Raw genomic sequence first — 22,008 nt, 5'->3', positions numbered from 1 at the left:
GTCCGCTCTCGCTCGCGGGTGCTAGAGCTTGCGGGCGACGCCCCCGTAGAAGCCGATCTCCTCGGACTGCGGGGGCGGCGGCGCGTCCGGGCGCCAGAACGGGACCTGGACCAGTCCGGGTTCGATCAGCTCGAAGCCGTCGAAGAAGCGCTCGACCTCGGCGCGGGAGCGCAGGTTGAGGCTGGCGGTGGCCTTGTTGTAGACGGCCTGGGCCGCGCTGCGGTCGGCGAAGTCGCTCGTGGCGTGCGAGAGGACCAGCGAGCTCCCGTCGGGCAGCGCGTCGCGCAGCGCCGCGACGATCTCCTCGGGGCGCTCCTCGTCGGTGAGGAAGTGGAGGATGGCGACGAGGAGGAGCGCCACCGGCTCGTCGAAGTCGATGATCTCGCGGACGTCCGGGTGCTCCATGATCGCGCGCGGGTCGCGCAGATCGCCCAGCACGATCCGGGTCCCGCCGGAACGGCTGAGCAGCGCGCTGGCGTGCGCGTTCACGATGGGGTCGTTGTCGACGTACGCGACGCGCACGTCCGGCGCGATCGCCTGCGCGGTCTCGTGCACGTTCGGCGAGGTGGGCAGCCCGGTGCCGATGTCGAGGATCTGGCGGACGCCGCTGTCCACGACCTCGCGGACCGCGCGCTGGAGGAACGCCCGGTTGGCCCGTACGCCGATCCGTACCTCGGGCGCCACGGCGGCCAGCTCGTCGGCGGCGTGCCGGTCCACCTCGTAGTTGTCCTTGCCGCGCAGCAGATAGTCGTAGATCCGCGCGGGGTGCGGCTTGCTGGTGTCAATCTCCTCGGCGCGGAAGCCGTCCTGCCTCACGCTGCGCTCCTCTCGACTGCCGCCACGCCACCACGTGCCTGCCCGCGAGTGGCTGGCCGCGAATGGCTGGCCAAAGCTTGCCACATCATCTTCCGTGCGCGTGCACGGAGTTGACCGGCGGCTCCGGGGCGCCGTCCGCCTTGATGATCATGATTGATAGCCTCGTGGGCATGAGTGCCACCTTCGACGAAGCCGTCCGCGACCGGCTCCGCGCCCCCCTCATCTGGTACGTCGGAACCGTATTCGCCGACGGAGCGCCGCAGGTCAGCCCGATGTGGGTGGACCTGGAGGGCGAGAACGAACTGACCTTCAACACCTCGGTCGGCCGCGTGAAGGAGGAGAACCTCCGCCGCGACCCCCGCGTCTACCTCTCCCACGCGGACGCCGCCAACCCCTTCGACCGCGTGCAGATCAGCGGCGAGATCGCCCGCTTCATCGAGGGCCAGGAGGCGCACGACCGGATGGACCGGCTGGCGCAGAAGTACCTGGGCAGCGAGCGGTTCGAATGGATCATGCCGGGCGAGGAGCGCGTCGCCGTCGTCGTACGCCCGACGAAGGTCCGGCACATCGTCGGAGTCGAACGCTTCCGCCCCGGCGGCCCGGTCCCGGCCGCCTGAACCGGCGTACCAGGCGTACGGGGCGGAGGTCGCCCGGCAGGGGGCCTCTCTCGGCGGCGCGCGGCTGCGTCCGGTGGCGGATGCCACGACGGTCCGCGTCCGTGAGGGGGAGACGCTGGTGTCCGACGGCCCGTTCGCGGAGACGAAGGACTTCATCGGCGGTGTCGACATCGTCGAGTGCGCCGATCTGGACACGGCGCTCGCGCTCGCGGCACGGCACCCCTACGCGAGCCGGGGTTGTGGTGAGGTCCGGCCTGTCTGGGAATGAGCGTGCCGGAGGCGGTCCGTGCCCCGGCCGATGCGGCGTACCGCGACGAGTGGGGCCAGGTGGTCGCCACGCTGATAGGGCTGACCGGGGACTGGGACCTGGCGGGAGGCCTGCGCGCAGGAGGCGTTCGCCGCCGCGTTGGCGACGTGGGGGCGTGACGGAACTCCGGCCCGCCCGGGCGCGTGGCTGACGACGACGGCACGTCACCGGGCGACGGACCGGCTGCGGCGGGAGCCCACGGGGGCGGCGAAGCTGCGGCAGCTCGCCGTGCTGGAGCGGGATCCGGCCGAGCCGCCGGCCGAGGAGATTCCGGACGAGCGGCTGCGGTTGATCTTCACGTGCTGCCAACCCGCGCTGCCGTTCCCCGCCCGGGTCGCGCTGACGCTGCGGACGCTGGCGGGGCTGAGCACGGGGGAGATCGCCAAGGCGTTCCTGACCGCCGAACCTGAGGCGCGCGGCCTGTTGGCGCTGATGCTGCTCCTGGAGGCCCGCCGCGCGCATCGTACGGATGACGGCGTGCTGGTCACGCTGGAGAACCAGGACCGGTCCCGGTGGGAGCGCGCGCTGATCGCCGAAGGCACCGCGACGCTCGACGAAGCGCTGACCATGCGGCGCGCCGGGCCGTATCACGTGCAGGCCGCGATTGCCGCCTGTCACACCACGGCGCCCGACGCGGCGGACACCGACTGGCCGCAGATCGCCGCCCTCTACGCGGAGCTCACGCGGTTGGCGCCGTCTCCCGTGGTGGACCTCAACCGCGCCGTGGCGATCGCCATGGCCGACGGCATCCCCGCCGGGACGGCCGCCCCGCCGAGGCCGCGACGTCCTACGAGGAGGCGCTGCGACTGGCGCCGACCGAGGCGGAACGCCGCTATCTGATAGGTCGTCTTTCCGAGCTCTGACCAGCACAAAGGCTGTCGCGGCATCGGCATCCTCGCCGGTCTCGCAGCCGTCACCGCGGCAACCGGATTCCAGCGCGGCACCCCGGCAAGGGCCGCCTCCGCATAATGGCGGGGCCGGACAGGGGGGGCGGACGCCTGGGCCCCGTCCGGCGTTCGTTCAACACGCTGTCCAGCAGAGGGAGTTGTCGACGACATGCAGCGAGGCGATCAGCCGCAGCGGGCCGTGGTCACCGGGGCGACGGGCGGGATAGGCGAGGCGGTCGCGCGCCGCCTGGCGGCCAGGGGCGCGACCGTCGTCATGGTGGGCCGGAGCGACGAACGACTCGACCGGGCCCGACGCCGCATCCTCGCCGCCGTCCCGCACGCGGAGCTGCTCACGGAACGCGCGGACCTCTCCCTCCTGACCGAGGTCCGCGGCCTGGCCGAACGGCTGGGCGAGCAGCCCCCGCCCACCACCGTGATCAGCAACGCGGCCGTCATCGCGCCGCCCGACGACCTCACCTCCGAGGGCCTGCAGCGCACGCTCGCCACGAACTACCTCGCGCCGTACGTCCTGCTGCGGTCCCTCGTCGAGCCGATAGGCGAACGGCCCGCACGCTTCGTCGTCGTCGGGGCGTCCCCGAAGATCCTGGTGCGCTTCCCCGTCGACGTGGAGAACCCCTCAGCCGCCCCAGGCCGTCGCGGCCCCGCCCCCGGCCTGGGCGCCTTCTCCTGCTACGCCCGTTCCAAGAACATGAACACGATGCTCGTCTACGCCCTCGCGAGCCGCCTCCGGCACACCCGTATCACCGTCAACGGAGCCCACCCCGGCATCATCAAGAACACCGGCATCGGCACGGACTCCCTGGGCGCCCTCAAGTCCCTGAGCCCTCTTCTGAACCCGTTCTTCCCCGGCCCCCACACCGGAGCCGACACCCCCGCCTGGCTGGCGGCCTCGCCCCTGCCCGCCCGCACCACGGGCCACTTCTACGTCAAACGCACCCCGGTCACCACCGCCCCCCACACCACCGACCCCACCCGCTGCGACACCCTCTGGACCCGGACCGCCGACCTCACGAACCTGCCGGTGGCGCTGTGAGGCGGCTGGAGACGCGGTCGGACCGGCGGGTCGGGGCGTATCTGGCCAGCATGGTCTGGACGGCCTGTTCGACGGCGTCGTGGATGTCGGAGGCCGCGGGGTCCCAGTCGGTCAGCAGCATGCGGGGCCACAGGACGTAGTTGGCGATCATGCCGAGGAACTGGTTCGCGGCGCTCGTGGCGTCCGGGACCTCGGCGTTGCCCGCCTCGTGCTCGGCTTCCAAGTACTGCTGAACGGAGGTGAAGTAGGGCAGTTTGCCGAGCTGGAACTGCATCCGTCCCAGTTCGGGGAAACGGGGCAGTTCGGCGATGACGATCCGGAACAGGGCCGTCATGCCGGGCTGGCCGACCAGGTCGGCATAGCGGTGGCCGATGGTCGTCAGCCCGGCGCGCAGATCTCCGGTCCGTGGCCGCGCGGCGGCGTCGTCCGCGTCGCCCGCGTCACGCTGCCAGGACTCGGTGACGATGGCCTCGAAGAGGGCCGCCTTGGTGGGGAACTGCTTGAACAGGGTCGACTTCGAGACCCCGGCCGCTTCGGCGATCCGGGCCAGCGAGGTGCCGTCGTAGCCGCGCTCCAGGAACAGTTCTGTGGCCGCGGTGGTGATCGCCTCGCGCTTCTGCTGAGCGAGCCTGCGGTGGTGTGCGGAGAGCTCTGCTGCCATGCGGACAGTATGCCGCAGTTCCGAGGCGAGTCACTTGACTCGCCTCAGAGGCCCTGCTTACGGTGCGGGAGCAAGGCGAGTCGAGTGACTCGCATCCCAACTGTGGTGCCCGGACGGATTCCGGCAGCCGCGCGGTGGAGGAACAGTTCATGACGATCGACAGGATCGCTCTGGTGACCGGTGCGAATCGCGGGCTCGGACGCGGCGCGGCCATCGCCCTGGCCACCCGCGGGGTGCGGGTCGTGGTCACCCACCGCGGTGATGCGGCCGGGGCGGAGAAGACGGTGGAACAGGTGCGGGCGGTGGGTGGGACGGCCGCCGTTCTCCGGCTCGACATCAGCGACGTCTCCTCATTCGCGTCCTTCGCCTCCGAGTTGAGCGAGCAGCTGGAGCGCTGGGGTTCCTCGCGGCTCGACATCCTGGTCAACAACGCGGGAGTCGGGATCTTCGGACCGCTGGAGGACGTCACGACCGACGACTTCGACACGGTGATGGGCACCAACGTCCGGGGCACGTTCTTCCTCACCCAGTCACTGGTGCCGCTGCTGGCCCAGGGCGGCCGCGTCATCAACGTCTCGACGTCACTGACCCGCCACACCAGCCCCGCCACCTCGGTCTACTCCGCCTCGAAGGCCGCCGTCGAAGCCCTGAGCCGCACCCTCGCCGCGGAACTCGGCCCGCGCGGCATCCGGGTCAACTCCATCGCGCCGGGGCCGACCGCCACCGACTTCAACGGTGGAGCGATGCGGGACGACGCCGAGATGCGCCAGGTCCTGGCCGGACAGACCGCGCTCGGCCGCGTCGGCGAACCGGAGGAGATCGGCGACGCCATCGCCACGCTGGCCTCCGAGGGCCTGCGCTGGGTCACCGCCCAGCGCGTCGAGGTCTCCGGCGGCGCCCTCCTCTGAGTGTCCGGGCGACGCCCCGTCAGTCCGGCGTCGCTGCCCGGGTGAGGAAGTGACGCGCAGCCGCGTGGCCTTCGGCGTCGGCCGACCAGAGGGACCAGGTCGCGTCCTCCTGGCGTTCGGAGATTTCGGCGAAGGTGTGGGAGACGTGGAGGCGGAGGCCGTCCTGTTCGTACCAGCGTTCCGTGAAGCCGGAAGCGGACTCCAGGAGGGGAAGGCGCAGGCGGTCGGCCGTGGCCTGGACCGTGGTGGCCGTGAGCGGGGCGGAGGCGGACGTGGGGGCGGGGACGCGGGTCCAGGTGGTGGAGTTGTGGTGGAGGGCGTCCGATTCGATGAGCGCGTCGGGGCTGGGGAAGGCCGGGACGACCTTGCCGCCGGGGGCGGGTGGGCCCGGCTGGCAGTAGGCGATGGTGCCGTCGGCGAGCATCCAGACGGCGAGGGGGAGGGCGACGGCGAGGTCGAGGAACCAGGCGATGGGTTCGCCGTCCTCGGCCTCGTACTCCGGCCACGGGGCGAAGACGACGTCCGCACGGAGCGGGACGCTGCGGTAGCGCAGGCCGCCGTAACGGGCCTGCGTCTCCCGCAGGCGACGGAGCGTCGCGTCGTCCGTGATGCCGAAGAACGCGCGCAGCTGGTCGCGCAGTTCCTCGTCCGACGGGCCCGCCGCGGCGTCGAAGGCGTCCAGCCAGGCGTGTTCACGCAGGAAGCGCCGAGCCCGTCCGGTGAGGCCGTCAGGGGCGGTGAGTACGTGGGGGACCATGGCGGGGCCGCGAGGGCGCGGGGCCGCGGGTCAGCGGGCCGCTCGGCGCCGCTGGCGCTTGCCCAAGGGGGCCTGGGAGAGGTCCTCGGCCTGGGAACGGAGGTTCTTGTAGCCGTAGCCGCGTTCGGTCAGCCACGCCCGCGCCGCCTCCTCCGCACGCTCGGTCGCCGCCAGGATGTCCTCCTCGGCCTCGCCCGAATCCTGGAAGCGGAACGTGAAGGCGGACCGCGCGGCGAGGTCGTAGGAGAGGTGCCCCTCGGGGGTGAACGCGGCGTGGAGCACGTCGTGCTCCGGTGCCCGGGCCAGCAGTTCGGCGCGCTGGTCGGCGCTCAGGCCGTCGAAGACGCCACGGACGACGATGCGGAAGGTACGGGAGCTCATCCCCCGACCGTAACGAGCGAGGTCCTTCCGGCTCCACCCGTTTCCGCGGGCGGGCCCCGGGACGCGGTCGCGGCATCGGGCAGTTTTGGAGAAGCACCGGCAGACCCCCCGGAACTAGCGTTCTCCGCATGACCTCACTCGCATCCGTCACCCTTGAGGTGGCCGACACCACGGCCGCCGAGCGCTTCCACGACACGGCCTTCGGACTGGGCCTCCAGGAGGTCCGCCTCCGGTCCTCCGAGGCTCCTACGACCGGATTCCGCGGGTTCACGCTGTCGATCACCGTGCCCCGCCCGGCCGACGTCCGCAGCTTCACCGAGTCCGCCGTCGCCGCCGGTGCCACCTCGCTGAAGGCCCCCGAGAAGTCCCTCTGGGGCTACGGCAGTGTCGTACAGGCGCCGGACGGCACCATCTGGAAGCTCGCGACCTCCTCGAAGAAGGAGGCGGGCCCCGCCACCCGTACGATCGAGCAGCTCGTGCTGCTGCTCGGCGTCGAGGACGTCAAGGCGAGCAAGCAGTTCTACGTGGGCCAGGGGCTGGCCGTGGAGAAGAGCTTCGGCGGCAAGTACGTCGAGTTCGCCGCCGACAAGAGCGGGAGCGGCACCGGCACCGACGCCTTCACGCTGGCGCTCTACAAGCGGCCGGGCCTGGCCAAGATCGCCGGTGTCCCCGTCGACGGCACGGGATCGCACCGCATCGTGCTCGGCAGCTCCGCCGGGTCGTTCACCGACCCGGACGGGTTCGCCTGGGAGGCCACGTCCCTGGCCGCGCCCGCTTCGTCCTGAGGGAGAGGTGACGGGGACGCGGCGTGCCTCACCGGGCGTACGTACGAATGCGGTACCGCAGCCCGGACTTCGAGTCCTGCCAGCCGTGGTCCTCGGCGACCTTCCAGGTCGCGTCCGGCGTCGGGGCGTACGTGTCGCCGCTGACCGTCGTGTCGATCTCGGTCACGGAGAGGGTGGTGGCGTGGTCGAGGGCGGTGCGGTAGATCTCGCCGCCGCCGATCACCCACACCTCGCACGGTCCGGCGGAGTCGGTCCGCTCGGCCGCGAGTTCCAGCGCGGCCTCGACGGACCCGGCGCGCTCGGCGCCCTCGGCCGCCCACCGCGGATCGCGGGTCACCACGATGTTGCGACGGCCGGGCAGCGGGCGGAACCGGGGTGGGAGCGAGTCCCAGGTCCTGCGCCCCATCACCACCGGATGCCCCCGGGTGGTCGACTTGAAGTGGGCCATGTCCTCGGGGACGTGCCACGGGATCCCGTTGTCCGCGCCGATCACCCCGTCCTGGGACTGCGCCCAGATGAGCCCGACGGTCGGCGGTCCGGCGTTCATACGGCCACCGGCGCCTTGATGGCCGGGTGGTGCTCGTAGCCGAGCACCTCCACGTCGGCGTAGGCGTAGTCGAAGAGCGAGTCGGCCTTGCGCAGCCGCAGCTGGGGGAACGCGAACGGGGTGCGCGTGAGCTGCTCGGTCACCTGCTCGACGTGGTTGTCGTAGATGTGGCAGTCGCCGCCGGTCCAGATGAAGTCGCCCGGCTCCAGCCCGGTCTGCTGCGCGACCATGTGCGTGAGCAGGGCGTAGCTCGCGATGTTGAACGGGACGCCGAGGAACAGGTCCGCGCTGCGCTGGTAGAGCTGGCAGGAGAGCCTGCCGTCGGCGACGTAGAACTGGAAGAAGGCGTGGCACGGCGCGAGGGCCATCTTCGACAGCTCCCCGACGTTCCAGGCGGAGACGATGATCCGCCGGGAGTCCGGGTCGCTCCGCAGCGTCTCCAGGACCTGGCTGATCTGGTCGATGTGCCTGCCGTCCGGGGTGGGCCAGGAGCGCCACTGCGCGCCGTAGACGGGACCGAGGTCGCCGTTCGCGTCGGCCCACTCGTCCCAGATGGTGACGCCGTGCTCACGCAGCCAGCCGACGTTCGAGTCGCCGCGCAGGAACCACAGCAGCTCGTGGACGATCGACTTGAGGTGCACCTTCTTGGTCGTGACCAGCGGAAACCCCTGCGAGAGGTCGTACCGTAGCTGGTGCCCGAAAATGCTCCGGGTTCCGGTTCCGGTCCGGTCGCCCTTCGGCGTTCCGGAGGTGAGCACATGCCGCAAAAGATCTTCGTACTGGGTGTCCGCCACAGCCGAGGAGTCTAGTCGCCACCTCCGCACGTTCCCCACGGGGCTCGGCGGGGGGCAGTGGGGGTCAGTGGGGCTCACCGCTGGTCGCCGAGGACGGGGGCGTTGGTGCGGAAGACACCTTCGGGATCGCGTGCGCGCTTGAGAGCGCGCAGCCGCGCGAGGGTGGCGGCGGGGAAGGCGGCCGAGGCCGGTTCGCCCGGGCCGAGGTAGGTGTACGGCTTGCCGCCGGTGAGATGGGGGCGCAGGTCGTGCGCGAGCGCCGCATGCCGCTCCCGTACGCCCGCTGCCGCCTGCGGATCGGGCAGCCTGCCGTACGTGGACAGCAGGAACGGCGCGGTGAGGGCGCCGCACGCGCCCGCGTCCCCCGGCGGGCGGGCGAACGCGCCGCCCAGGTGCCGGAGCTGAACGTTCAGGAGAGGCGCGATCGGCCGGGCCAGCAGCGCCTCCGCCACCTCGTCGGTCAGCTCCGTGAGCAGCTCGGCGCCGGACATGCCGGGGGAGGGGGCGGTGGGCTCGGCGGTGACCGAGCCCAGCTCGGCGGGGGAGAGCGCGCCGCGCGTGTCGGCGAGCCGCCCGTCGGTCTTCTCGAAGGGCCGCAGCAGCGCCACGCCCTCGTCGGCCGGGCCCAGATACGTGGCGTGCACGGCGACCATCGGCTCGGCGCCCGGGAAGCGCACGAGGCTGAACCAGACGCTCAGCTCGTCCGGCGCGGCCGCCGTGACCTCCCGGTACGTGGCGAGCACGGCCTGAGCGGCGGCCCCGGGCCACAGCAGCGCCCCGCCGTACAGCTCCGGGGCCGGGACGAGGTCGAACTCCAGCGCGGTGACCAGCGCGTGCTCGCCGCTGCCGCCGCGCAGGGCCCAGAACAGCTCCGGGTCCGAGTCGGCCGTCACCTGCCGCGTGGCGCCGGTCGCGTCGACGACGTCCAGCGCGCGGACGGCGTGCGCGGCGAAGCCGTGCGCCCTCCCGAACCAGCTCAGCCCGCCGCCGAGCGTGTAGCCCGTGACGCCGACCGCCGGGGAACTCCCCGCGAGCCCCGTCAGCCCGTACGGGCTCGCGGCGGCCAGGACCTTGCCCCAGCCCGCCCCGGCGCCCACCCGGGCACGACGGCGGGCCGGGTCGATCACCACGTCGTCCATGCGGTGGGTGCGCAGGAGCAGCGCGTCCGCCACGTCGCCGGTCGCGCCGTGCCCGCTGGGCTGGGCGAGCAGCGGGATGCCGGTGCGCCCGGCGTGACGTACGGCGGCCACGGCGTCGTCGGCGTCCAGGGGCTCCACGACGGCGGCGACCGGCTGCTCGACGGCGAGGTTCCAGGGGCGGCGTGCGGCGTCGAAGCCGTCCTCGCCCCTGGCCACCACCGGGCCCTTGATCGCCGCGCGCAGCTCGTCTCCGATGGTCATGGGCCCTGCCTCCGCTGATGACGACGCTTGATGACGTTCCTTCGTCTGCGGTCCCCACCGTAGGAAGCGGAGGTGCTGTGGGGCTTCCTGAGAATTGCGCTCCTCGGCCGGGCTCCCTCCGTGGCGCGCCCGACAGTCACCGGCCCGTGGAACCGTCGATCTGCTCGCGCAGGATGTCGGCGTGGCCCGCGTGGCGGCCGGTCTCCTCGATCATGTGCACCAGGACCCACCGCATCGAAGGTCCCGGCCCGCCCCGGCGCGGTGGGCGAGGGGCGGGGAGGTCCAGGTCCTGGCAGGCGTCGATGACCTCGTTCGCCCGCTCGACGGCCGTACGGTAGGCGTCGAGCAGGCCGTCCACGGTGTCCTCAGCGGACGGCCGCAGGGTCGCGGGCCAGCGCTCGGCCTCCTCGCCGAGGAAGTAGAACCGCTCGACCGACGTCAGATGCTTGAGCAGCCCGAGCAGGCTGGTGCCCGAGGGCACGCCGCCCGTGCGGACCTGCGGCTCCGGCGCGCCCGCGACCTTGCCCGCGAGCGAGTCGCGCAGATAGTCGAGGAAGGCGCACAGGGTGGCCTTCTCGCCGGGCTCACTCGACGGCGGCCCCGCGTCCCGGGCACGGGGCCGGAACCGAGTGTGAGGGCTGGGGGTGGGGCTGGGGCCGGTGCCAGTGCCGGTGCCGGTGCTCATGCCTCACCTCGCTGGACGAGCAGGACGTTGTCGACGACCGTCGCCGTCTCCCCGCTGGGCCCCGTGGCCCGGCGCAGCGGCATGTCGGCACGCTGCACGGAGAAGTGCGCGGGGTCGAGATCGAGCGTGGCGGCCGTCTCGGCGGGGGTCGGGTGGTGGACGTCGGGGTCCTGGTTCCACGACCAGGGCGCGGTGGACCCGTGGTCGACGATCAGCAGCAGACCGCCGGGGCGCAGCGCGTACGCCGCGGTACGCAGCACACGGGAGCGGAGCAGTGGGAACGGGGTGTGGAAGTACTGCGCCGAGACGAGGTCGAACCGCCCCTTGGGGAAGCTCTCCCCCAAGTCGTGCCGCTCGGTGGCGACCCGTTCGCCGAGCCCGAGCTCGCGGGCGCGGTCCCGTACGCGCTCGACGGCCGTCGCCGAGATGTCCACGGCGGTGACGTCCCAGCCCCGCTCCGCGAGCCAGACGGTGTCGCCGCCGGTGCCGCACCCCAGGTCGAGCGCGGCGCCGGGGCGCAGCGGCGCCACGGTCTCGGCGAGCAACGGATTGACGCGCACGCCCCAGGTGCGCCGCGCGCGGTAGTGCCGCTCCCAGAACAGCTCGGCGCTCTCGTCTGCCGGAGTCCCGCCGGTCGGCGGCGCCGTCTCGTCCGTGGTCGCCCGGTGTCGGGTGTGCGGGGTGCGTCGGGTGGAGTGCATGGGCGGTGCCCCTTCGTCGGCCGGCGTGCCGGGCGCCCTCCGATGGAGGGTCCGGCGGCGCCGGTGAGGTACCCACAGCTTCGATACGGCCGTCTCCCAGCGGCAAGAAAAATTGCGGATCCGCACTTCGGGGCATCCGTGAGAACCAAGGCATCAGGGGGCAGCACTCACCCGCGCGGCCCCGCCCGGATACCCTTCCTCGCCCGCAACGCGCAGGCTGGTGCCTCGGAGCGGGCCGCGAAGGCGAACACCCCCGAACACAGGCCGCACACCACGGGAGAGAGCGCCATGAGCAGGAAGCGGACGCCGGACGGCTCTCCCGGTGCTGCTCCCGGTGGTGCGGTCGCGCGGCTGCTCGCCTGGTGCGCGGTGCTCGCGGCGGCCGGTGCCGTGGTCGTCCTGCTGCTCGCGTGGGGCGCGGGCGGCCTGGTGATCGTCGCGGCCGGGCTGCTCGGGCTGATCGTGTGCGTCGCCGGGGTGTGGTGGTTCCTGGCGCACCGCGGGGTGGTGCGACTGTTCGGGCTCATCGTCGCGATCCTGGCGCCCGTCGCCGTCATGGTGCTCTTCACCTGGGACGGCCTGTGGCTGACGGCGCTCCTCGCGTGCCTGTGCTGGGGCGTCGCGCTGGCGTGCGCCCGTACGGCGCTGCGCAGGGCGCGCCCCGACCGGCCGGGCCGGGCGACCGTCGCGCGTCGGCCCAAGCGGCCGGTCGTTCTCATGAACCCGAGGTCCGGCGGCGGAAAGGTCGGCCGCTTCGGGCTCGTCGAACGGGCGGAGGCGCTCGGCGCACGCGTCATCCTGCTCGACCCCGCGGCCCCGGCCGACGTCGCCACCCTCGCCCGCGAGGCCGTGGCCGAGGGCGCCGACCTGCTCGGTGTCGCGGGCGGCGACGGCACCCAGGCGCTGGTCGCGGCCGTCGCCGCCGAGCACGACCTGCCGTTCCTCGTGGTCTCCGCGGGGACCCGCAACCACTTCGCCATGGACCTCGGCCTCGACCGGTCCGACCCGGCCCGCTGTCTCGACGCGCTCCGCGACGGCGAGGAGCTGCGGGTCGATCTCGGTGACGTGGCGGGCCGGGCCTTCGTCAACACCGTGTCGTTCGGGGTGTACGCGGACGTCGTCCAGCACCCCGAGTACCGTGACGACAAGGCAGGCACGGCGCTGAGCCTCATGCCCGACCTGCTGGTCGGCGAGGGGGTGCGGCGGCTCGACGCGCGGATCGACGGCACCGCGCTCACCTCCCAACAGGCCCTGCTCGTCAGCAACAATCCGTACGCGGCCTCCGAAGCCCTCACCGAAGGTGCCCACCGTCCGCGGCTCGACGGCGGCGAACTCGGCGTGCTGGGCATCCGGGTGGAGAGCGCCGCCCAAGCCGCCGACCTGGCCGTCCGGGGCCCGCAGTCCTCGGGGCTGACGGTCATGACCGCGCGGCGTGCCGAGGTGACCTCCGACGCGGACGAGATCCCCGTGGCGGTGGACGGCGAGGCGCTGCGGATGCCCACACCGGTCGTGTGCGGGCTGCGCCCCCGCGCGCTCCGGGTCCTCGTGCCCCGCGACCGTCCGGGCGTCGTGGCCCCCGCCCCGGCCGTCAACTGGCGTCGGCTCCTCGCCCTCGCCCTGGGCCGCACCGAGCGGACGTCGGAGGACTGACCCGTGCCTGACCGGAACCCGAACCCGAGTGGTGCCTGCTCCCTCGCCTCTCTCCGTGAGTCCGTGGCCGCCGTGCTCGGTGACCTCCGTGCGGTCGACGGAGCCCTGTACGCGGCCGTGGCCGCCACCCCCACGCCCACCCTGGACCGCGCGCTTCGGCGGCTGTCGCACGCGGCCGACCACTCGAAGATCTCGCTCACCGTCGCGGCGGGCCTCGCTCTCGGGCCCGGGCGCCCCCGCCGCGCGGCGCTGGCCGGGTCCGGCGCGGTGGCGCTGGCCTCGACGGCGGCGAACCTGTTCGGCAAACGGATGGTCCGCCGGCGACGGCCCGACCGGGAGAAGGCTCAGGTGAGCGTCGACCGGCACGTCCCCATGCCGGAGTCGGCCTCCTTCCCTTCCGGGCACACGGCGTCGGCCACCGCGTTCGCCACAGCCGTGGGCGTCGTCCTCCCTCCCGCGGCGGTGCCGCTCGCGGCGCTGGCGGTGGCCGTCGGCTACTCCCGGGTGCACACGGGCGTGCACTACCCCGGGGACGTGGCGGGCGGCGCGGTCCTCGGCTTCGCGGCCGCGGCGACGTCCCTGGCGGCGACCCGCGTCCTGCTGCGCCGTCTCGACGGCACGGCGGTGCGGCGGGGGCACGGATGACGACCGTGACAGAGGAGCGAGCCCTGCGATCGGGCTAGGCTCGCGCGGATGGGGACCCGACGGGAGAACGACGAGGCGATTCCGGCCAACGACACGGCCATCCAGCGGTGGAACGGCATCCCGCGCGAGGCGTTGGAGGCGATGGAGCCCGACGGTGACTTCGCCAAGCGCCATCTCATGAACCCGGTGCTGCTCCGGATGCTCGGTGACGTGCGCGGACGCCGCGTCCTCGACGCCGGGTGCGGGCACGGGTACTTCAGCCGCATGCTCGCCGCGCGGGGCGCGGACGTCACGGGCGTCGAGCCCACCGACACGATGCTCGGCTACGCGCGGGAGAAGGAGGCCGCGCAGGCGCGCGGCATCACGTACGTCCAGGCCGATCTGTGCCGACTGCCCGACCTGGGCGGCCCGTTCGACGCGGTGGTGTGCAGCATGGTGCTGGCGGCCGTCCCCGACTGGAAGCCCGCGATGCGCGCCTGCGTCGAGGCTCTCCGCCCGGGCGGGCTGTTCGTCTTCTCCGTGAACCACCCGGCCTTCGAGCAGCTGCTCACGACGTGGCGCGAACACGGCGACTACCGCCTTCGCCGCTACCTGGACGAGTACGAGATCCCGCAGACCCACGCCTCTGACTTCCACCGCCCCCTCTCCGCCTACCTCAACGCGCTCGCGTCCCTCGGCTGCCGCCTGCGCGAACTCGCCGAGCCGGGACTCGATCCGGACGTCGCACGGGAGGCCGAGCCGACAACGCCCGGCATCGAGTCCTACGCTCGCCTGCCCAACTTCCTCATCGCCTCCGCCGAGCGGCTGTAGCTTCCCCGCCGTACGGCGGAGGAGGGCCCGCCCGTAGGGGGATGGCTGCCGCTCCCGAGGCGCCTACGGTTTTCGCATGAACGGCGAATCACGACGTCAAGTGCGGTGGCCCGGCTGGGCGATGGCGGTGCTGTTCCTCGGGTACGGCCTGGGGAAGGCCGTCTTCGCGGCGCAGGGCAAGCTGGGATTCCCGGGCGGCCCCGTCGTCCCGGCGGAGGAGTACGAGAGCTATGCCCGCGACATGATGGACGTGAGCACGGCGCAGTGGCTCGCGGCGTCGAACGGGCTGCTGGGCGCGGCGCTCTTCCTGGCGACGGTGACCGGCGCGGGCCGCCGGATACCCCGCGTCCTGATGCTGGGCGCGCTCTCCCTCACCGCCGTGGGCGTGGGCGCGGGCATGGTCGTGCTGATCGCGGACGGCTTCGTCGGCTTCGGCGTGGGCTGGCGCTGGTACCACGGACTCCTCGGCACAGCCGTGCTGGGACTCCTGGCCGCGGCGCTCGGGTCCTACATACGGGCGCCCCGGCAGGATGCCCGGAGGCCGGGGTGACGGCGAGTACCTCGCGCATGGACCGGTCGGAGATGTAGGGCTGGCCGCCGGACCGGTGTGGGGAGTCCAGGACACCGCGTGTTCGTCACGGCGCCCGTGTCAGTGGATCGCCCTACGGTGGCCCCACCACGCTCGGCGGATGCACCGCCCGGCCAACTCTCCCTACTTCGCCCTTGGATGGCTCGATGTCTGTCAACAACTTCTTCGGTGTGCGTGTCCTGGACCTGGACCGTGAGCGGTGCCGAGTGTGCTTTCGCATCCTCGTCACCAACTACGAGGATGTCGACACGGGCGACGAGGACGATGAGGGGCTGCTGCCCGACGACCCGAGCTTCTTCTTCCGGGTGCTGTGCGAGGCCGCAGACACCGTCATCGGCTACCGCTATGGCCCGTTGACGGACGTCGTCACCTTCGGCGAGTACTTCGACGACGACTGGGTGGACCGCAACACGTACCGCTTCGTGGCGCGTGTGGAGCGGGTGGCCGTGCGCAACCTGCCGGTTGACAAGGACACCCTGGAGTGGCTGCCGACGTACGACGGCGAGTGTGACGGCCGCGGCTGGCCGGACGAGAAGCGGCTGGCCCAGGGCGACTACGAGGTCCGTGTGACGGATGCCCGCTGGCTGGAGCCGCTGCGTGTCGGGGACTGCTGGGACACTGGCAATTACGCGACCACTGCTGTCGCGCCGCTGGTCGACGAGGTCGAGGAGCGGTACGCCCAGCAAGCCGGGCACGGCAGTATGGACGCCTGTTTCATGCTGGGGTGGCTGCGTCAGGAGCGGGGTGACGCCGCGGGAGCCGCGGAGTGGTACCTGCGGGCCGCGCACGGGACCGCACCGCAGGTGCGGGGCAAGGCCTTGGTGTACCTGGGCGACCTCCAGGCGGGCCAGGGGGAGCATGAGGCGGCGTGTGCCACGTACCAGGAGGCGGAGGAGAGTGAGCAGCACAAGCACTACGCGTCCCGCTACCGCTCCAGGGCTGCGCTGAGACGGGGCGTTCTGCTGCGGCGCCTTGGCCGTGAGGAGGAGGCGCAGGCGACGTTCGCCCGTGCCCTTGCGAGGGTGGGCGTGGGTGGTGACCAGAGCTTGGTGGCGGAGGTGCGCCGCCTCACCAGTGCGGAGTCCTCGGCGGCGATGGCCCATCGGCTGCTGGGCGAGGCTGGCCGGGCCGGAGCCGTGGCCCTGGTCGGTGAGCACTGCGGTGAGCCAGTCGCTGCCCTCGCCGGGCATCTGTTCACCGAGGATTTCTGTGCCGCCGAGGCTCTTCTCGCCACGCTCGTCGACGCCGATGACCGCGACGCTGCTACGACCTTCCTCGTCGATCTGGCCTTCGTGTGGGCGGATGAGAGGCCATGGAGGGAGATGGTGGCGATGATGCTGGGCCTGGCGGTGTCCACCGGCCGTGCGGCCGAGGGGTACCGGCGTGCCGTCCGTCGGACAGGCGCTCTCACCACCCCCGGCGTGCGGAAGGCGGCGCGTCAGCTGCTGGAGCTGCTGGAGGAGAACGGCGACGAGGCGGCCGTCATCGCGCTGGCCACGGCGGCCGAGCCCGTGCACCCGGGGATGGCGTGCAGAGGTTTCTGGATCATGGGCAACAGGGCGAAGGCGCGCGGCGACTTCACGGAGGCCGCACGGTGGTTCGAGCGTGGTGCGGCGGACGAGGGCGCCGATGCCGACACCCGTGCGTCCGCCACCTACCGCCTCGGTCTCTGCTTGCGTGAACTGGGCGAGACGGCACGGGCCCAGGAAGCGTTCGCGCAGGCCGAAGCCGCCTATGGACGCCTCGATCACACGGCCGACAACGCCGCTCTCGCCGCACGGCAGCTGGCCGGGCTGGCGTATGTGCGCGGTGACCGGACGACGGCCTTCGCTGCCTGGGGGCGTTCCGCTGTACTCATGGCCCAATGGGAATGCCGATCCAAGATCGCCGTCCGTGCCCTCCACACGCTGGGCGAACTCCTCACCGAACTGAACGCTCCGGAGGCGGCGCGGGCCGTGGACCAGGCTGTGGAACGGGAGGGTGCGGCGTACCTGCGACGGGTCCGCGCGGCATCCAAGAGTCACTTGATCGTTGCGTGCCACTACGGCCACTGGATGGGGCACGCAGGCGACAGGGAGCTGGGCCGAGCGCTGCTGAGGAAGGTGGCCGAAGGGCAAGGGAAGTGGGCAGCTGCCGCAGCCGTCACGCTGGGCGCCACCGCACAAGGCGAAGGAGACAACGCCACGGCACGTGAGTGGTTGCATCGTGCGGTGAAACAGGGTGACGGGGAGATGTCCCACAAGGCGAGGACGAATCTCGGCATCATCGCCAAGGAGGAGCGCAACCTGCCGGAGTTGCTCAAGCACTGGGGGCCGACAGCCGAGTCCCACCACGAGGACGGGCCGCTGTTCGCCGCGCACCTCGGTGATCTGAACTACTTGCTGGAGGACTGGGACGAGGCGGTGCACTGGTACCGGCTGACCCTGGACCGTTCGGACGATCCGGTACTGGTGGGCGAGGCCGGTTACCGGGTGGGCGAGATCCTCACCGGCCAGGACAAGCCGGAAGCTGCTTTTTCCTGCTTTCGGCGTGCCGTGGACAGCGGTTACGAACCGTTCGCGCAGCAGGCCCGGGAACTGTTGAACCGAGCGGACTGAGCCACGACGGCTGGCTGAGAAGGCCGATCCGCCGGGGTGAGGGTGAGAAGTAGCGGGACGTCCGAAGGCTCATCGGGTGCAGGCCCGGGGCGTCATGACTCCGCGAGGCCGGCCCAGGGCGGGGTGGTGGGCTGATCCGCACCGGCGTTGCGGGCGAGCCGGTGGAGGAGGGTGGCGAGCGTGCCGCGTTCGTCGTCGCTCAGACCGTCGTTGAGCTGCTGGTCGAAGGCGACGGCCGCCTCGCGCAGCCGCTGGAAGGCCGCCTCGCCTTCCTCCGTCAGCTCGACCACATGGATCCGGCGGTTCTCGGCGTGCCGGGCGCGGGTGATCAGGCCGCGCTTGTCCATGGAGTTGAGGTGGTGGGTCAGCGTCGCCTGGCGGACGCCCACGGCTTCGGCTAGCTCCCGCTGGTTGCCGGGGCGCCGGGTCTTGAGGTTGAGCAGGATCAGCCAGACCGGCAGCGAGCCTCCGGCCCGCTCCAGGGCCTCGTCGAACGCCCGGCTGACGGTGCGGGCGGTCTGGCCGAGCAGAAGTCCGGTGGGTGGGGAGTGCGGGTGCATGACGCGAGCCTACCATTTCCATAGACCTCTAACTGTTTGACGTCTAAGGGTTTCGCTTCTAGGCTCGTAGTGAGGCGCAGCAAGGCGACGGGGCCGTGTCCGACGGCTTCGGTTCCGTCCGTACGCAACGGAGGAGAGCCATGACCCAGAGCATCGATCAGAAGGTGGCGGCCTGGACGCGCGCCGAGCGCGAGGGGGACGCGCAGGCGCTGGACGGCCTGCTGCACCCCGACTTCCTCGCCGTCGGCCCGTACGGATTCCTGCTGCACCGCAAGCAGTGGCTGGAGCGGTTCGGGCACGGACTGGCGTACTCGGCCTTCGAGTTCACCCCCGATGCGCCGACGCGGTACGTCGGGGGCAATGCCTTCGTCGTCGGCACCCAGGCGCAGGAGGGCATGCACAGGGCGCAGCCGATCGAAGGGTCCTTCCGCGTGACCCTCGTCTTCGCCGAGGACGACGACTGGCAGCTGGTCGCCATGCACCTGAGCCTGCGCAACCCGCCGGGCGCACCGTCCTGAAGCCCGGACCCTGACTGATCCGTCAGCCCTTCCGAGGAGCCACCATGACCAGGAAATACGTCCGCCCGCCCTGGGCCGCACGCGTCATCGGCGCACGTATGGCGCGCCTGTTCAAGCCGCAGGTCGTCAGCCTGCTCTCGGTGCCCGGGCGTACGAGTGCGGTGTGGCGCTCCAATCCGGTGGCCGTTCTGCGGTACGAGGGGCAGGAGTATCTGCTCGCCGCGTACGGGGACACGGAGTGGTCGCGGAATCTGCGCGCTTCGGGCGCGGGCAGGCTGACCCGGCGGGGCCGGGTCGAGAGGTTCACGGCGGTGGAGGTCCCCGCCGAGGAGTTGCCGCCGCTGGTCGAGGAGTATCTGCGCCAGTACGGGAAGCTCCCCTCGGTGTCCCGCACCTTCGAGTCCCTGCCCGACCCCGCCGACCACCCGGCCTTCCGTATCACCGTGACGGGCCGGGAGGGGGAGCTGGGATGAGGGGAGACTCGTCCCTATTGTTCCCGTTATGGAGACATGCGGAATGGATGAGAGCACGCGGCGGTCCTCGGCAGTGCGCCGTCGTCGGACGGTGGGCGCGGTGTGCGCGCTCGCCGTGATGGGCGGCGGTCTGCTCGTGGGCTGCGGGGACGACGACAAGGGCGGGGGCGACGAGGCGTCGCCGCCCGCGTCCTCCGGCAGCGACAGCCCGGGCGGGCGCCTCACCGAGGACCAGCGGGAGCGCAAGGCGCTGATCCCCAAGGCGAAGGTGACCTACGACAAGGCGCTGGACGCCGCCACCAAGACGGTCAAGGACACCGAGCCGGTCAAGGCCGAGCTCGACTCCGGGCCCGGCGGCAGTCCGAGGTGGGAGACCGAAGTTGCCACCTCGGACGGGACGGCCCACGCCGTGTTCGTCGACGGCGTGTCCGGCAAGGCCGGGAAGCCACGGGCCGAGCAGGACGACGCCGACGACCGGAAGGAGCTGGCCTCCTGGCTCGGCAAGGCCAAGGTCACGGCCGAGCAGGCGGCTCAGGTGGCCATCGGCGAGAAGAAGGGCACCGTCGCCGCGATCGAGCTGGACGACGACGACAGCGGCAAGGTCGTCTGGTCCGTGGACGTCGTCACGCCCAAGGACTGGAACAAGACCACGTACGACATCGACGTCACCAACCGCAAGGTGCTGCGCGAGCACGTCGACCGGGACTGACCGCGGCTCATGGGTGGTTGCTCGCGCAGTTCCCCGCGCCCCTGAGGCCTAAGGGGCGCGGGGAACTGCGCGACAAGCCACGACGCGGCCGCGGTCTGCGACGCACCGCACGGGGCAGCCCCTGCCCAGTCCTGAGACGAGGGCAACCACGATCCGCCGGACACGGACTGAGCCGGTCAGGGGCGAGTGGGTGGCCTTGGGCTCGGGTGTCGTGACCGGCTGGTCTCAGGCCGCGGTCCGGTCGCGGCCGTCCACGTACGTCGCCACCACCTCGATCTCCCCGATGCGGGACGCCCCGACCCGGCGGGGGTCGTCGCCGAGGACGACGAGGTCGGCGTGCTTGCCCGGGGTGAGGGTGCCGAGGCTGTCCTCCCAGTGGCAGGCGCGCGCCCCCGCGACCGTGTACGCGTGCAGGGCCTGGTCGACGGTGATCCCCTCGTCCGGGCCGATGACCTGGCCGGACGCCGAGGCGCGCTCGACCATGAACTGCATCGCCCGCAGCGGGGAGCCGTCCGTCACGGGGCGGTCGGAGCTGCCGACGAGGGGGATGCCGTGGTCCAGGAACGCCCTTCCCCGGTACAGCCACGGGGCCCGCTCCCGTCCCATGATCGCGGCGTAGTCGTCGCCGAAGGAGCGCAGGAAGTGGGGCTGGACGACCGCGGTGACGCCCAGCCGCGCGAAGCGCGCGAGCTGGTCGGCGCGTATCAGCCCCGCGTGTTCGATGCGGTGCCGTGCTCCGGGGCGGGGCCGGAGGCGCTGGGCCCGTTCCAGCGCGTCCAGCGCGATGTCGGCCGCGCGGTCGCCGATCGCGTGCACGGCGAGCTGCCACCCGGCGAGATGGCCGTCCACGACGGTGTCCGTGAGCACGTCCGGGTCGTCCTGCAACTGCCCGGCGTGGTCCAGCCCTTCGTACGGGCGGGTGAGTGCGGCGGTACGGGCCATCATGCCGCCGTCGGTGTAGATCTTCAGGGCGCCCACGGAGAGCCAGTCGTCGCCGAACCCGGTGCGCAGGCCGAGGTCGAGGGCCCGCGGAATGCCGTCGTCCGGGTGCGCGGCGGCGGGGCGCAGCCGGTCGGCGGAGACCATGAGCTGCACGCGCAGCGGCAGCAGACCCTCCTCGCGGGCGAGTTGGTACGCGCCCAGCTCGACGGGGCTGTGGCCGAAGAGGGTGCCGCCGATGCCCGCCTCGGCGCAGGCGGTGATCCCCTCGCTCAGGCAGGTACGGGCCGCGCGGCCGATCGCCCCGGCCAGCTCCCGCTGGGAGTAGGGCAGTCGCAGCGCGCGGGCCGCGCCCATGGCGCCCTCGGCGAGGAAGCCGTTCTCGTGCGGGACGTCGGCGGGGAGCCGGTCGAGGACGGCGGTGTTCACGACGCAGCCGTGCCCCGAGTCGTGGAGCAGGAAGACCTTGTGCCCGTGGCTGACCTTGTCCAGCTCGGCGGCGGTCAGGTGGCGGCCCAGCGCGCGCTGGTCGTACCCCGCGACGCTCACCCAGGCGCCGGGCGTGCCGTCCCCGGGGACGGCGCTCTCCACGGCGGCGAGCACGTCGTCGACGCGCGTGAGGCCCGCGATGCTCGGGGTGTTCTCCTTGAACCCGGTCCAGGCCAGGTGCACATGGGCGTCGATGAAGCCGGGCAGGACGGTGGCGCCCTGGAGGTCGATCACCTCGCGGGCCGGTACGGAGGTCGCCGCCTCGTCCAGGCCCGCGATCCGGCCCCGCCAGATGCCCAGGTCATGGGCGACGGGGTGGTCCGGGTCCATGGTGAGGAAGCGCGCGTTCGTCAGCCTGGTGCAGAGCATCGGCGGTGTCAGGTCTCCGCCCTCACGCGTCCGTCGACTCCCTCGACTCCCTCGACTCCCTCGACTCCCGCAGCGAGCGGGGGCGCAGATCCGTCCAGCGGGACTCGACGAAGTCGAGGCAGGCCTCCCGGGTGTTCTCGCCGAAGGCGACCTCCCACCCGCCCGGCACCTCGGCGAAGGACGGCCAAAGGGAGTGCTGGCCCTCGTCGTTGACCAGGACCAGGAAGCGGCCTTCGGTGTCGTCGAACGGGTTGGTGCTCATCTTCCGTGCCTCCTCGGGACTGCCGGGGCCGTGCCATGATGAAGTTAGGCTCACCTAACCACACCGTCGCGGCGAGCCTAGCTGGCCCCTTTCCCTCT

At 72.3% G+C, this 22,008-nt stretch carries 25 protein-coding genes and 1 pseudogene; 14 read left to right on the top strand and 12 right to left on the bottom strand.

Annotated elements, in window-relative coordinates:
• Window positions 1-21 precede the first annotated feature (21 nt).
• Window positions 22-816, bottom strand: a complete 795-nt coding sequence (locus ACGF3A_RS26330; protein ID WP_393732792.1) for an SAM-dependent methyltransferase — start codon at window positions 814-816, stop codon at window positions 22-24.
• Window positions 817-986: 170 nt separating this feature from the next.
• Between ACGF3A_RS26330 and ACGF3A_RS26325 the strand changes: the two genes are divergently transcribed.
• The 4 genes and pseudogenes from ACGF3A_RS26325 to ACGF3A_RS26310 all read left to right on the top strand — a co-directional run bounded on the left by ACGF3A_RS26325 (window position 987) and on the right by ACGF3A_RS26310 (window position 3,681).
• A complete protein-coding gene (locus ACGF3A_RS26325; RefSeq protein ID WP_393732791.1) occupies window positions 987-1,433 on the top strand; it encodes a PPOX class F420-dependent oxidoreductase in 447 nt (148 codons plus the stop codon).
• A 61-nt stretch (window positions 1,434-1,494) separates the two neighbouring features.
• Window positions 1,495-1,701 (top strand): annotated as a pseudogene (locus ACGF3A_RS26320) (YciI family protein); the annotation flags it as partial.
• Between the two features lie 138 nt (window positions 1,702-1,839).
• Window positions 1,840-2,580: an RNA polymerase sigma factor gene (locus ACGF3A_RS26315; RefSeq protein ID WP_393732790.1), complete on the top strand. Its 741-nt coding sequence runs from the start codon at window positions 1,840-1,842 to the stop codon at window positions 2,578-2,580.
• A gap of 216 nt (window positions 2,581-2,796) precedes the next feature.
• Window positions 2,797-3,681, top strand: coding sequence for an SDR family NAD(P)-dependent oxidoreductase (locus ACGF3A_RS26310; RefSeq protein WP_393732789.1), 885 nt, complete (start codon window positions 2,797-2,799; stop codon window positions 3,679-3,681).
• Here the strand turns inward: ACGF3A_RS26310 and ACGF3A_RS26305 are convergent.
• Complete coding sequence (locus ACGF3A_RS26305; protein WP_393732787.1) at window positions 3,656-4,342, bottom strand: TetR/AcrR family transcriptional regulator; 687 nt, start codon at window positions 4,340-4,342, stop codon at window positions 3,656-3,658. The two genes, ACGF3A_RS26310 and ACGF3A_RS26305, sit on opposite strands and share 26 nt — an antisense overlap.
• A gap of 149 nt (window positions 4,343-4,491) precedes the next feature.
• On the opposite strand from ACGF3A_RS26305, the gene ACGF3A_RS26300 reads away from it, so the two are divergent.
• Window positions 4,492-5,250, top strand: coding sequence for an SDR family NAD(P)-dependent oxidoreductase (locus tag ACGF3A_RS26300; protein ID WP_393732786.1), 759 nt, complete (start codon window positions 4,492-4,494; stop codon window positions 5,248-5,250).
• Between the two features lie 19 nt (window positions 5,251-5,269).
• On the opposite strand, the gene ACGF3A_RS26295 is transcribed toward ACGF3A_RS26300, so the two are convergent.
• Both ACGF3A_RS26295 and ACGF3A_RS26290 read right to left on the bottom strand, forming a co-directional pair.
• Complete coding sequence (locus tag ACGF3A_RS26295) at window positions 5,270-6,007, bottom strand: hypothetical protein (protein WP_393732785.1); 738 nt, start codon at window positions 6,005-6,007, stop codon at window positions 5,270-5,272.
• A gap of 30 nt (window positions 6,008-6,037) precedes the next feature.
• Window positions 6,038-6,388 carry a DUF6204 family protein gene (locus ACGF3A_RS26290; RefSeq protein ID WP_393732784.1) on the bottom strand — a complete coding sequence of 117 codons (351 nt, stop codon included), beginning with the start codon at window positions 6,386-6,388 and terminating at the stop codon, window positions 6,038-6,040.
• 128 nt (window positions 6,389-6,516) lie between these two features.
• On the opposite strand from ACGF3A_RS26290, the gene ACGF3A_RS26285 reads away from it, so the two are divergent.
• A complete protein-coding gene (locus tag ACGF3A_RS26285; protein WP_393732783.1) occupies window positions 6,517-7,173 on the top strand; it encodes a glyoxalase in 657 nt (218 codons plus the stop codon).
• Between the two features lie 28 nt (window positions 7,174-7,201).
• Here ACGF3A_RS26285 and ACGF3A_RS26280 read toward each other — a convergent pair whose 3' ends face one another.
• From ACGF3A_RS26280 to ACGF3A_RS26260, 5 genes are all read right to left on the bottom strand, one after another.
• On the bottom strand, window positions 7,202-7,720 hold the full coding sequence (locus tag ACGF3A_RS26280; RefSeq protein ID WP_393732782.1) for a dihydrofolate reductase: 519 nt from the start codon (window positions 7,718-7,720) through the stop codon (window positions 7,202-7,204).
• Window positions 7,717-8,514 (bottom strand): thymidylate synthase, encoded by a 798-nt coding sequence (locus ACGF3A_RS26275; RefSeq protein WP_393732781.1) that lies wholly within the window; start codon window positions 8,512-8,514, stop codon window positions 7,717-7,719. The genes ACGF3A_RS26280 and ACGF3A_RS26275 overlap by 4 nt, the downstream gene beginning before the upstream one ends.
• Before the next feature lie 74 nt (window positions 8,515-8,588).
• A complete protein-coding gene (locus ACGF3A_RS26270; protein ID WP_393732780.1) occupies window positions 8,589-9,914 on the bottom strand; it encodes an FAD-binding oxidoreductase in 1,326 nt (441 codons plus the stop codon).
• Window positions 9,915-10,050: 136 nt separating this feature from the next.
• Entirely contained in the window at window positions 10,051-10,599 is a 549-nt protein-coding gene (locus ACGF3A_RS26265) for a DinB family protein (protein ID WP_393732779.1), read from the bottom strand.
• On the bottom strand, window positions 10,596-11,300 hold the full coding sequence (locus ACGF3A_RS26260; RefSeq protein WP_393732778.1) for a class I SAM-dependent methyltransferase: 705 nt from the start codon (window positions 11,298-11,300) through the stop codon (window positions 10,596-10,598). The genes ACGF3A_RS26265 and ACGF3A_RS26260 overlap by 4 nt, the downstream gene beginning before the upstream one ends.
• 288 nt (window positions 11,301-11,588) lie before the next feature.
• On the opposite strand from ACGF3A_RS26260, the gene ACGF3A_RS26255 reads away from it, so the two are divergent.
• The 5 genes from ACGF3A_RS26255 (at window position 11,589) to ACGF3A_RS26235 (ending at window position 17,591) form a co-directional block, all read left to right on the top strand.
• Complete coding sequence (locus tag ACGF3A_RS26255; protein WP_393732777.1) at window positions 11,589-12,950, top strand: diacylglycerol/lipid kinase family protein; 1,362 nt, start codon at window positions 11,589-11,591, stop codon at window positions 12,948-12,950.
• 63 nt (window positions 12,951-13,013) lie between these two features.
• Window positions 13,014-13,595, top strand: coding sequence for a phosphatase PAP2 family protein (locus tag ACGF3A_RS26250; RefSeq protein ID WP_393733384.1), 582 nt, complete (start codon window positions 13,014-13,016; stop codon window positions 13,593-13,595).
• Between the two features lie 48 nt (window positions 13,596-13,643).
• Window positions 13,644-14,405, top strand: coding sequence for a class I SAM-dependent methyltransferase (locus ACGF3A_RS26245; RefSeq protein WP_393732776.1), 762 nt, complete (start codon window positions 13,644-13,646; stop codon window positions 14,403-14,405).
• Window positions 14,406-14,481: 76 nt separating this feature from the next.
• The gene (locus ACGF3A_RS26240) at window positions 14,482-14,955 is read left to right on the top strand and encodes a hypothetical protein (RefSeq protein ID WP_393732775.1); all 474 of its coding nucleotides are present in this window, start codon (window positions 14,482-14,484) and stop codon (window positions 14,953-14,955) included.
• 185 nt (window positions 14,956-15,140) lie between these two features.
• Window positions 15,141-17,591 (top strand): tetratricopeptide repeat protein, encoded by a 2,451-nt coding sequence (locus ACGF3A_RS26235; protein WP_393732774.1) that lies wholly within the window; start codon window positions 15,141-15,143, stop codon window positions 17,589-17,591.
• A gap of 92 nt (window positions 17,592-17,683) precedes the next feature.
• On the opposite strand, the gene ACGF3A_RS26230 is transcribed toward ACGF3A_RS26235, so the two are convergent.
• Window positions 17,684-18,151: a MarR family winged helix-turn-helix transcriptional regulator gene (locus ACGF3A_RS26230; protein ID WP_393732773.1), complete on the bottom strand. Its 468-nt coding sequence runs from the start codon at window positions 18,149-18,151 to the stop codon at window positions 17,684-17,686.
• A 140-nt stretch (window positions 18,152-18,291) separates the two neighbouring features.
• On the opposite strand from ACGF3A_RS26230, the gene ACGF3A_RS26225 reads away from it, so the two are divergent.
• The 3 genes from ACGF3A_RS26225 to ACGF3A_RS26215 are packed head-to-tail and all read left to right on the top strand — an operon-like array spanning window position 18,292 to window position 19,851.
• Window positions 18,292-18,669, top strand: coding sequence for a nuclear transport factor 2 family protein (locus tag ACGF3A_RS26225; protein WP_393732772.1), 378 nt, complete (start codon window positions 18,292-18,294; stop codon window positions 18,667-18,669).
• Between the two features lie 44 nt (window positions 18,670-18,713).
• Window positions 18,714-19,142 (top strand): nitroreductase/quinone reductase family protein, encoded by a 429-nt coding sequence (locus ACGF3A_RS26220; protein ID WP_393732771.1) that lies wholly within the window; start codon window positions 18,714-18,716, stop codon window positions 19,140-19,142.
• Window positions 19,143-19,185: 43 nt separating this feature from the next.
• Window positions 19,186-19,851: a PepSY domain-containing protein gene (locus ACGF3A_RS26215; RefSeq protein ID WP_393732770.1), complete on the top strand. Its 666-nt coding sequence runs from the start codon at window positions 19,186-19,188 to the stop codon at window positions 19,849-19,851.
• A gap of 225 nt (window positions 19,852-20,076) precedes the next feature.
• Here the strand turns inward: ACGF3A_RS26215 and ACGF3A_RS26210 are convergent, their stop codons facing one another.
• Window positions 20,077-21,648 carry an amidohydrolase gene (locus ACGF3A_RS26210; protein WP_393732769.1) on the bottom strand — a complete coding sequence of 524 codons (1,572 nt, stop codon included), beginning with the start codon at window positions 21,646-21,648 and terminating at the stop codon, window positions 20,077-20,079.
• Window positions 21,649-21,670: 22 nt separating this feature from the next.
• Window positions 21,671-21,910 carry an MbtH family protein gene (locus ACGF3A_RS26205; RefSeq protein ID WP_393732768.1) on the bottom strand — a complete coding sequence of 80 codons (240 nt, stop codon included), beginning with the start codon at window positions 21,908-21,910 and terminating at the stop codon, window positions 21,671-21,673.
• Window positions 21,911-22,008: the final 98 nt, after the last annotated feature.

Source organism: Streptomyces sp. NPDC048172, from assembly GCF_043202595.1.
In the GTDB taxonomy this organism is placed as follows: domain Bacteria; phylum Actinomycetota; class Actinomycetes; order Streptomycetales; family Streptomycetaceae; genus Streptomyces.
This window is presented reverse-complemented; position numbering and strand designations above follow the sequence as displayed.

Excerpts from the sequence above, each read along its gene's own strand:
- ACGF3A_RS26265 (WP_393732779.1), bottom strand. The coding sequence starts at position 10,599 with ATGAGCACCGGCACCGGCACTGGCACCGGCCCCAGCCCCACCCCCAGC.
- ACGF3A_RS26245 (WP_393732776.1), top strand. The coding sequence starts at position 13,644 with ATGGGGACCCGACGGGAGAACGACGAGGCGATTCCGGCCAACGACACG.
- ACGF3A_RS26220 (WP_393732771.1), top strand. The coding sequence starts at position 18,714 with ATGACCAGGAAATACGTCCGCCCGCCCTGGGCCGCACGCGTCATCGGC.
- ACGF3A_RS26305 (WP_393732787.1), bottom strand. The coding sequence starts at position 4,342 with ATGGCAGCAGAGCTCTCCGCACACCACCGCAGGCTCGCTCAGCAGAAG.
- ACGF3A_RS26280 (WP_393732782.1), bottom strand. The coding sequence starts at position 7,720 with ATGAACGCCGGACCGCCGACCGTCGGGCTCATCTGGGCGCAGTCCCAG.
- ACGF3A_RS26210 (WP_393732769.1), bottom strand. The coding sequence starts at position 21,648 with ATGCTCTGCACCAGGCTGACGAACGCGCGCTTCCTCACCATGGACCCG.
- ACGF3A_RS26255 (WP_393732777.1), top strand. The coding sequence starts at position 11,589 with ATGAGCAGGAAGCGGACGCCGGACGGCTCTCCCGGTGCTGCTCCCGGT.
- ACGF3A_RS26240 (WP_393732775.1), top strand. The coding sequence starts at position 14,482 with ATGAACGGCGAATCACGACGTCAAGTGCGGTGGCCCGGCTGGGCGATG.
- ACGF3A_RS26310 (WP_393732789.1), top strand. The coding sequence starts at position 2,797 with ATGCAGCGAGGCGATCAGCCGCAGCGGGCCGTGGTCACCGGGGCGACG.
- ACGF3A_RS26205 (WP_393732768.1), bottom strand. The coding sequence starts at position 21,910 with ATGAGCACCAACCCGTTCGACGACACCGAAGGCCGCTTCCTGGTCCTG.
- ACGF3A_RS26325 (WP_393732791.1), top strand. The coding sequence starts at position 987 with ATGAGTGCCACCTTCGACGAAGCCGTCCGCGACCGGCTCCGCGCCCCC.
- ACGF3A_RS26290 (WP_393732784.1), bottom strand. The coding sequence starts at position 6,388 with ATGAGCTCCCGTACCTTCCGCATCGTCGTCCGTGGCGTCTTCGACGGC.
- ACGF3A_RS26215 (WP_393732770.1), top strand. The coding sequence starts at position 19,186 with ATGGATGAGAGCACGCGGCGGTCCTCGGCAGTGCGCCGTCGTCGGACG.
- ACGF3A_RS26225 (WP_393732772.1), top strand. The coding sequence starts at position 18,292 with ATGACCCAGAGCATCGATCAGAAGGTGGCGGCCTGGACGCGCGCCGAG.
- ACGF3A_RS26235 (WP_393732774.1), top strand. The coding sequence starts at position 15,141 with ATGTCTGTCAACAACTTCTTCGGTGTGCGTGTCCTGGACCTGGACCGT.
- ACGF3A_RS26300 (WP_393732786.1), top strand. The coding sequence starts at position 4,492 with ATGACGATCGACAGGATCGCTCTGGTGACCGGTGCGAATCGCGGGCTC.
- ACGF3A_RS26295 (WP_393732785.1), bottom strand. The coding sequence starts at position 6,007 with ATGGTCCCCCACGTACTCACCGCCCCTGACGGCCTCACCGGACGGGCT.
- ACGF3A_RS26260 (WP_393732778.1), bottom strand. The coding sequence starts at position 11,300 with ATGCACTCCACCCGACGCACCCCGCACACCCGACACCGGGCGACCACG.
- ACGF3A_RS26230 (WP_393732773.1), bottom strand. The coding sequence starts at position 18,151 with ATGCACCCGCACTCCCCACCCACCGGACTTCTGCTCGGCCAGACCGCC.
- ACGF3A_RS26270 (WP_393732780.1), bottom strand. The coding sequence starts at position 9,914 with ATGACCATCGGAGACGAGCTGCGCGCGGCGATCAAGGGCCCGGTGGTG.
- ACGF3A_RS26285 (WP_393732783.1), top strand. The coding sequence starts at position 6,517 with ATGACCTCACTCGCATCCGTCACCCTTGAGGTGGCCGACACCACGGCC.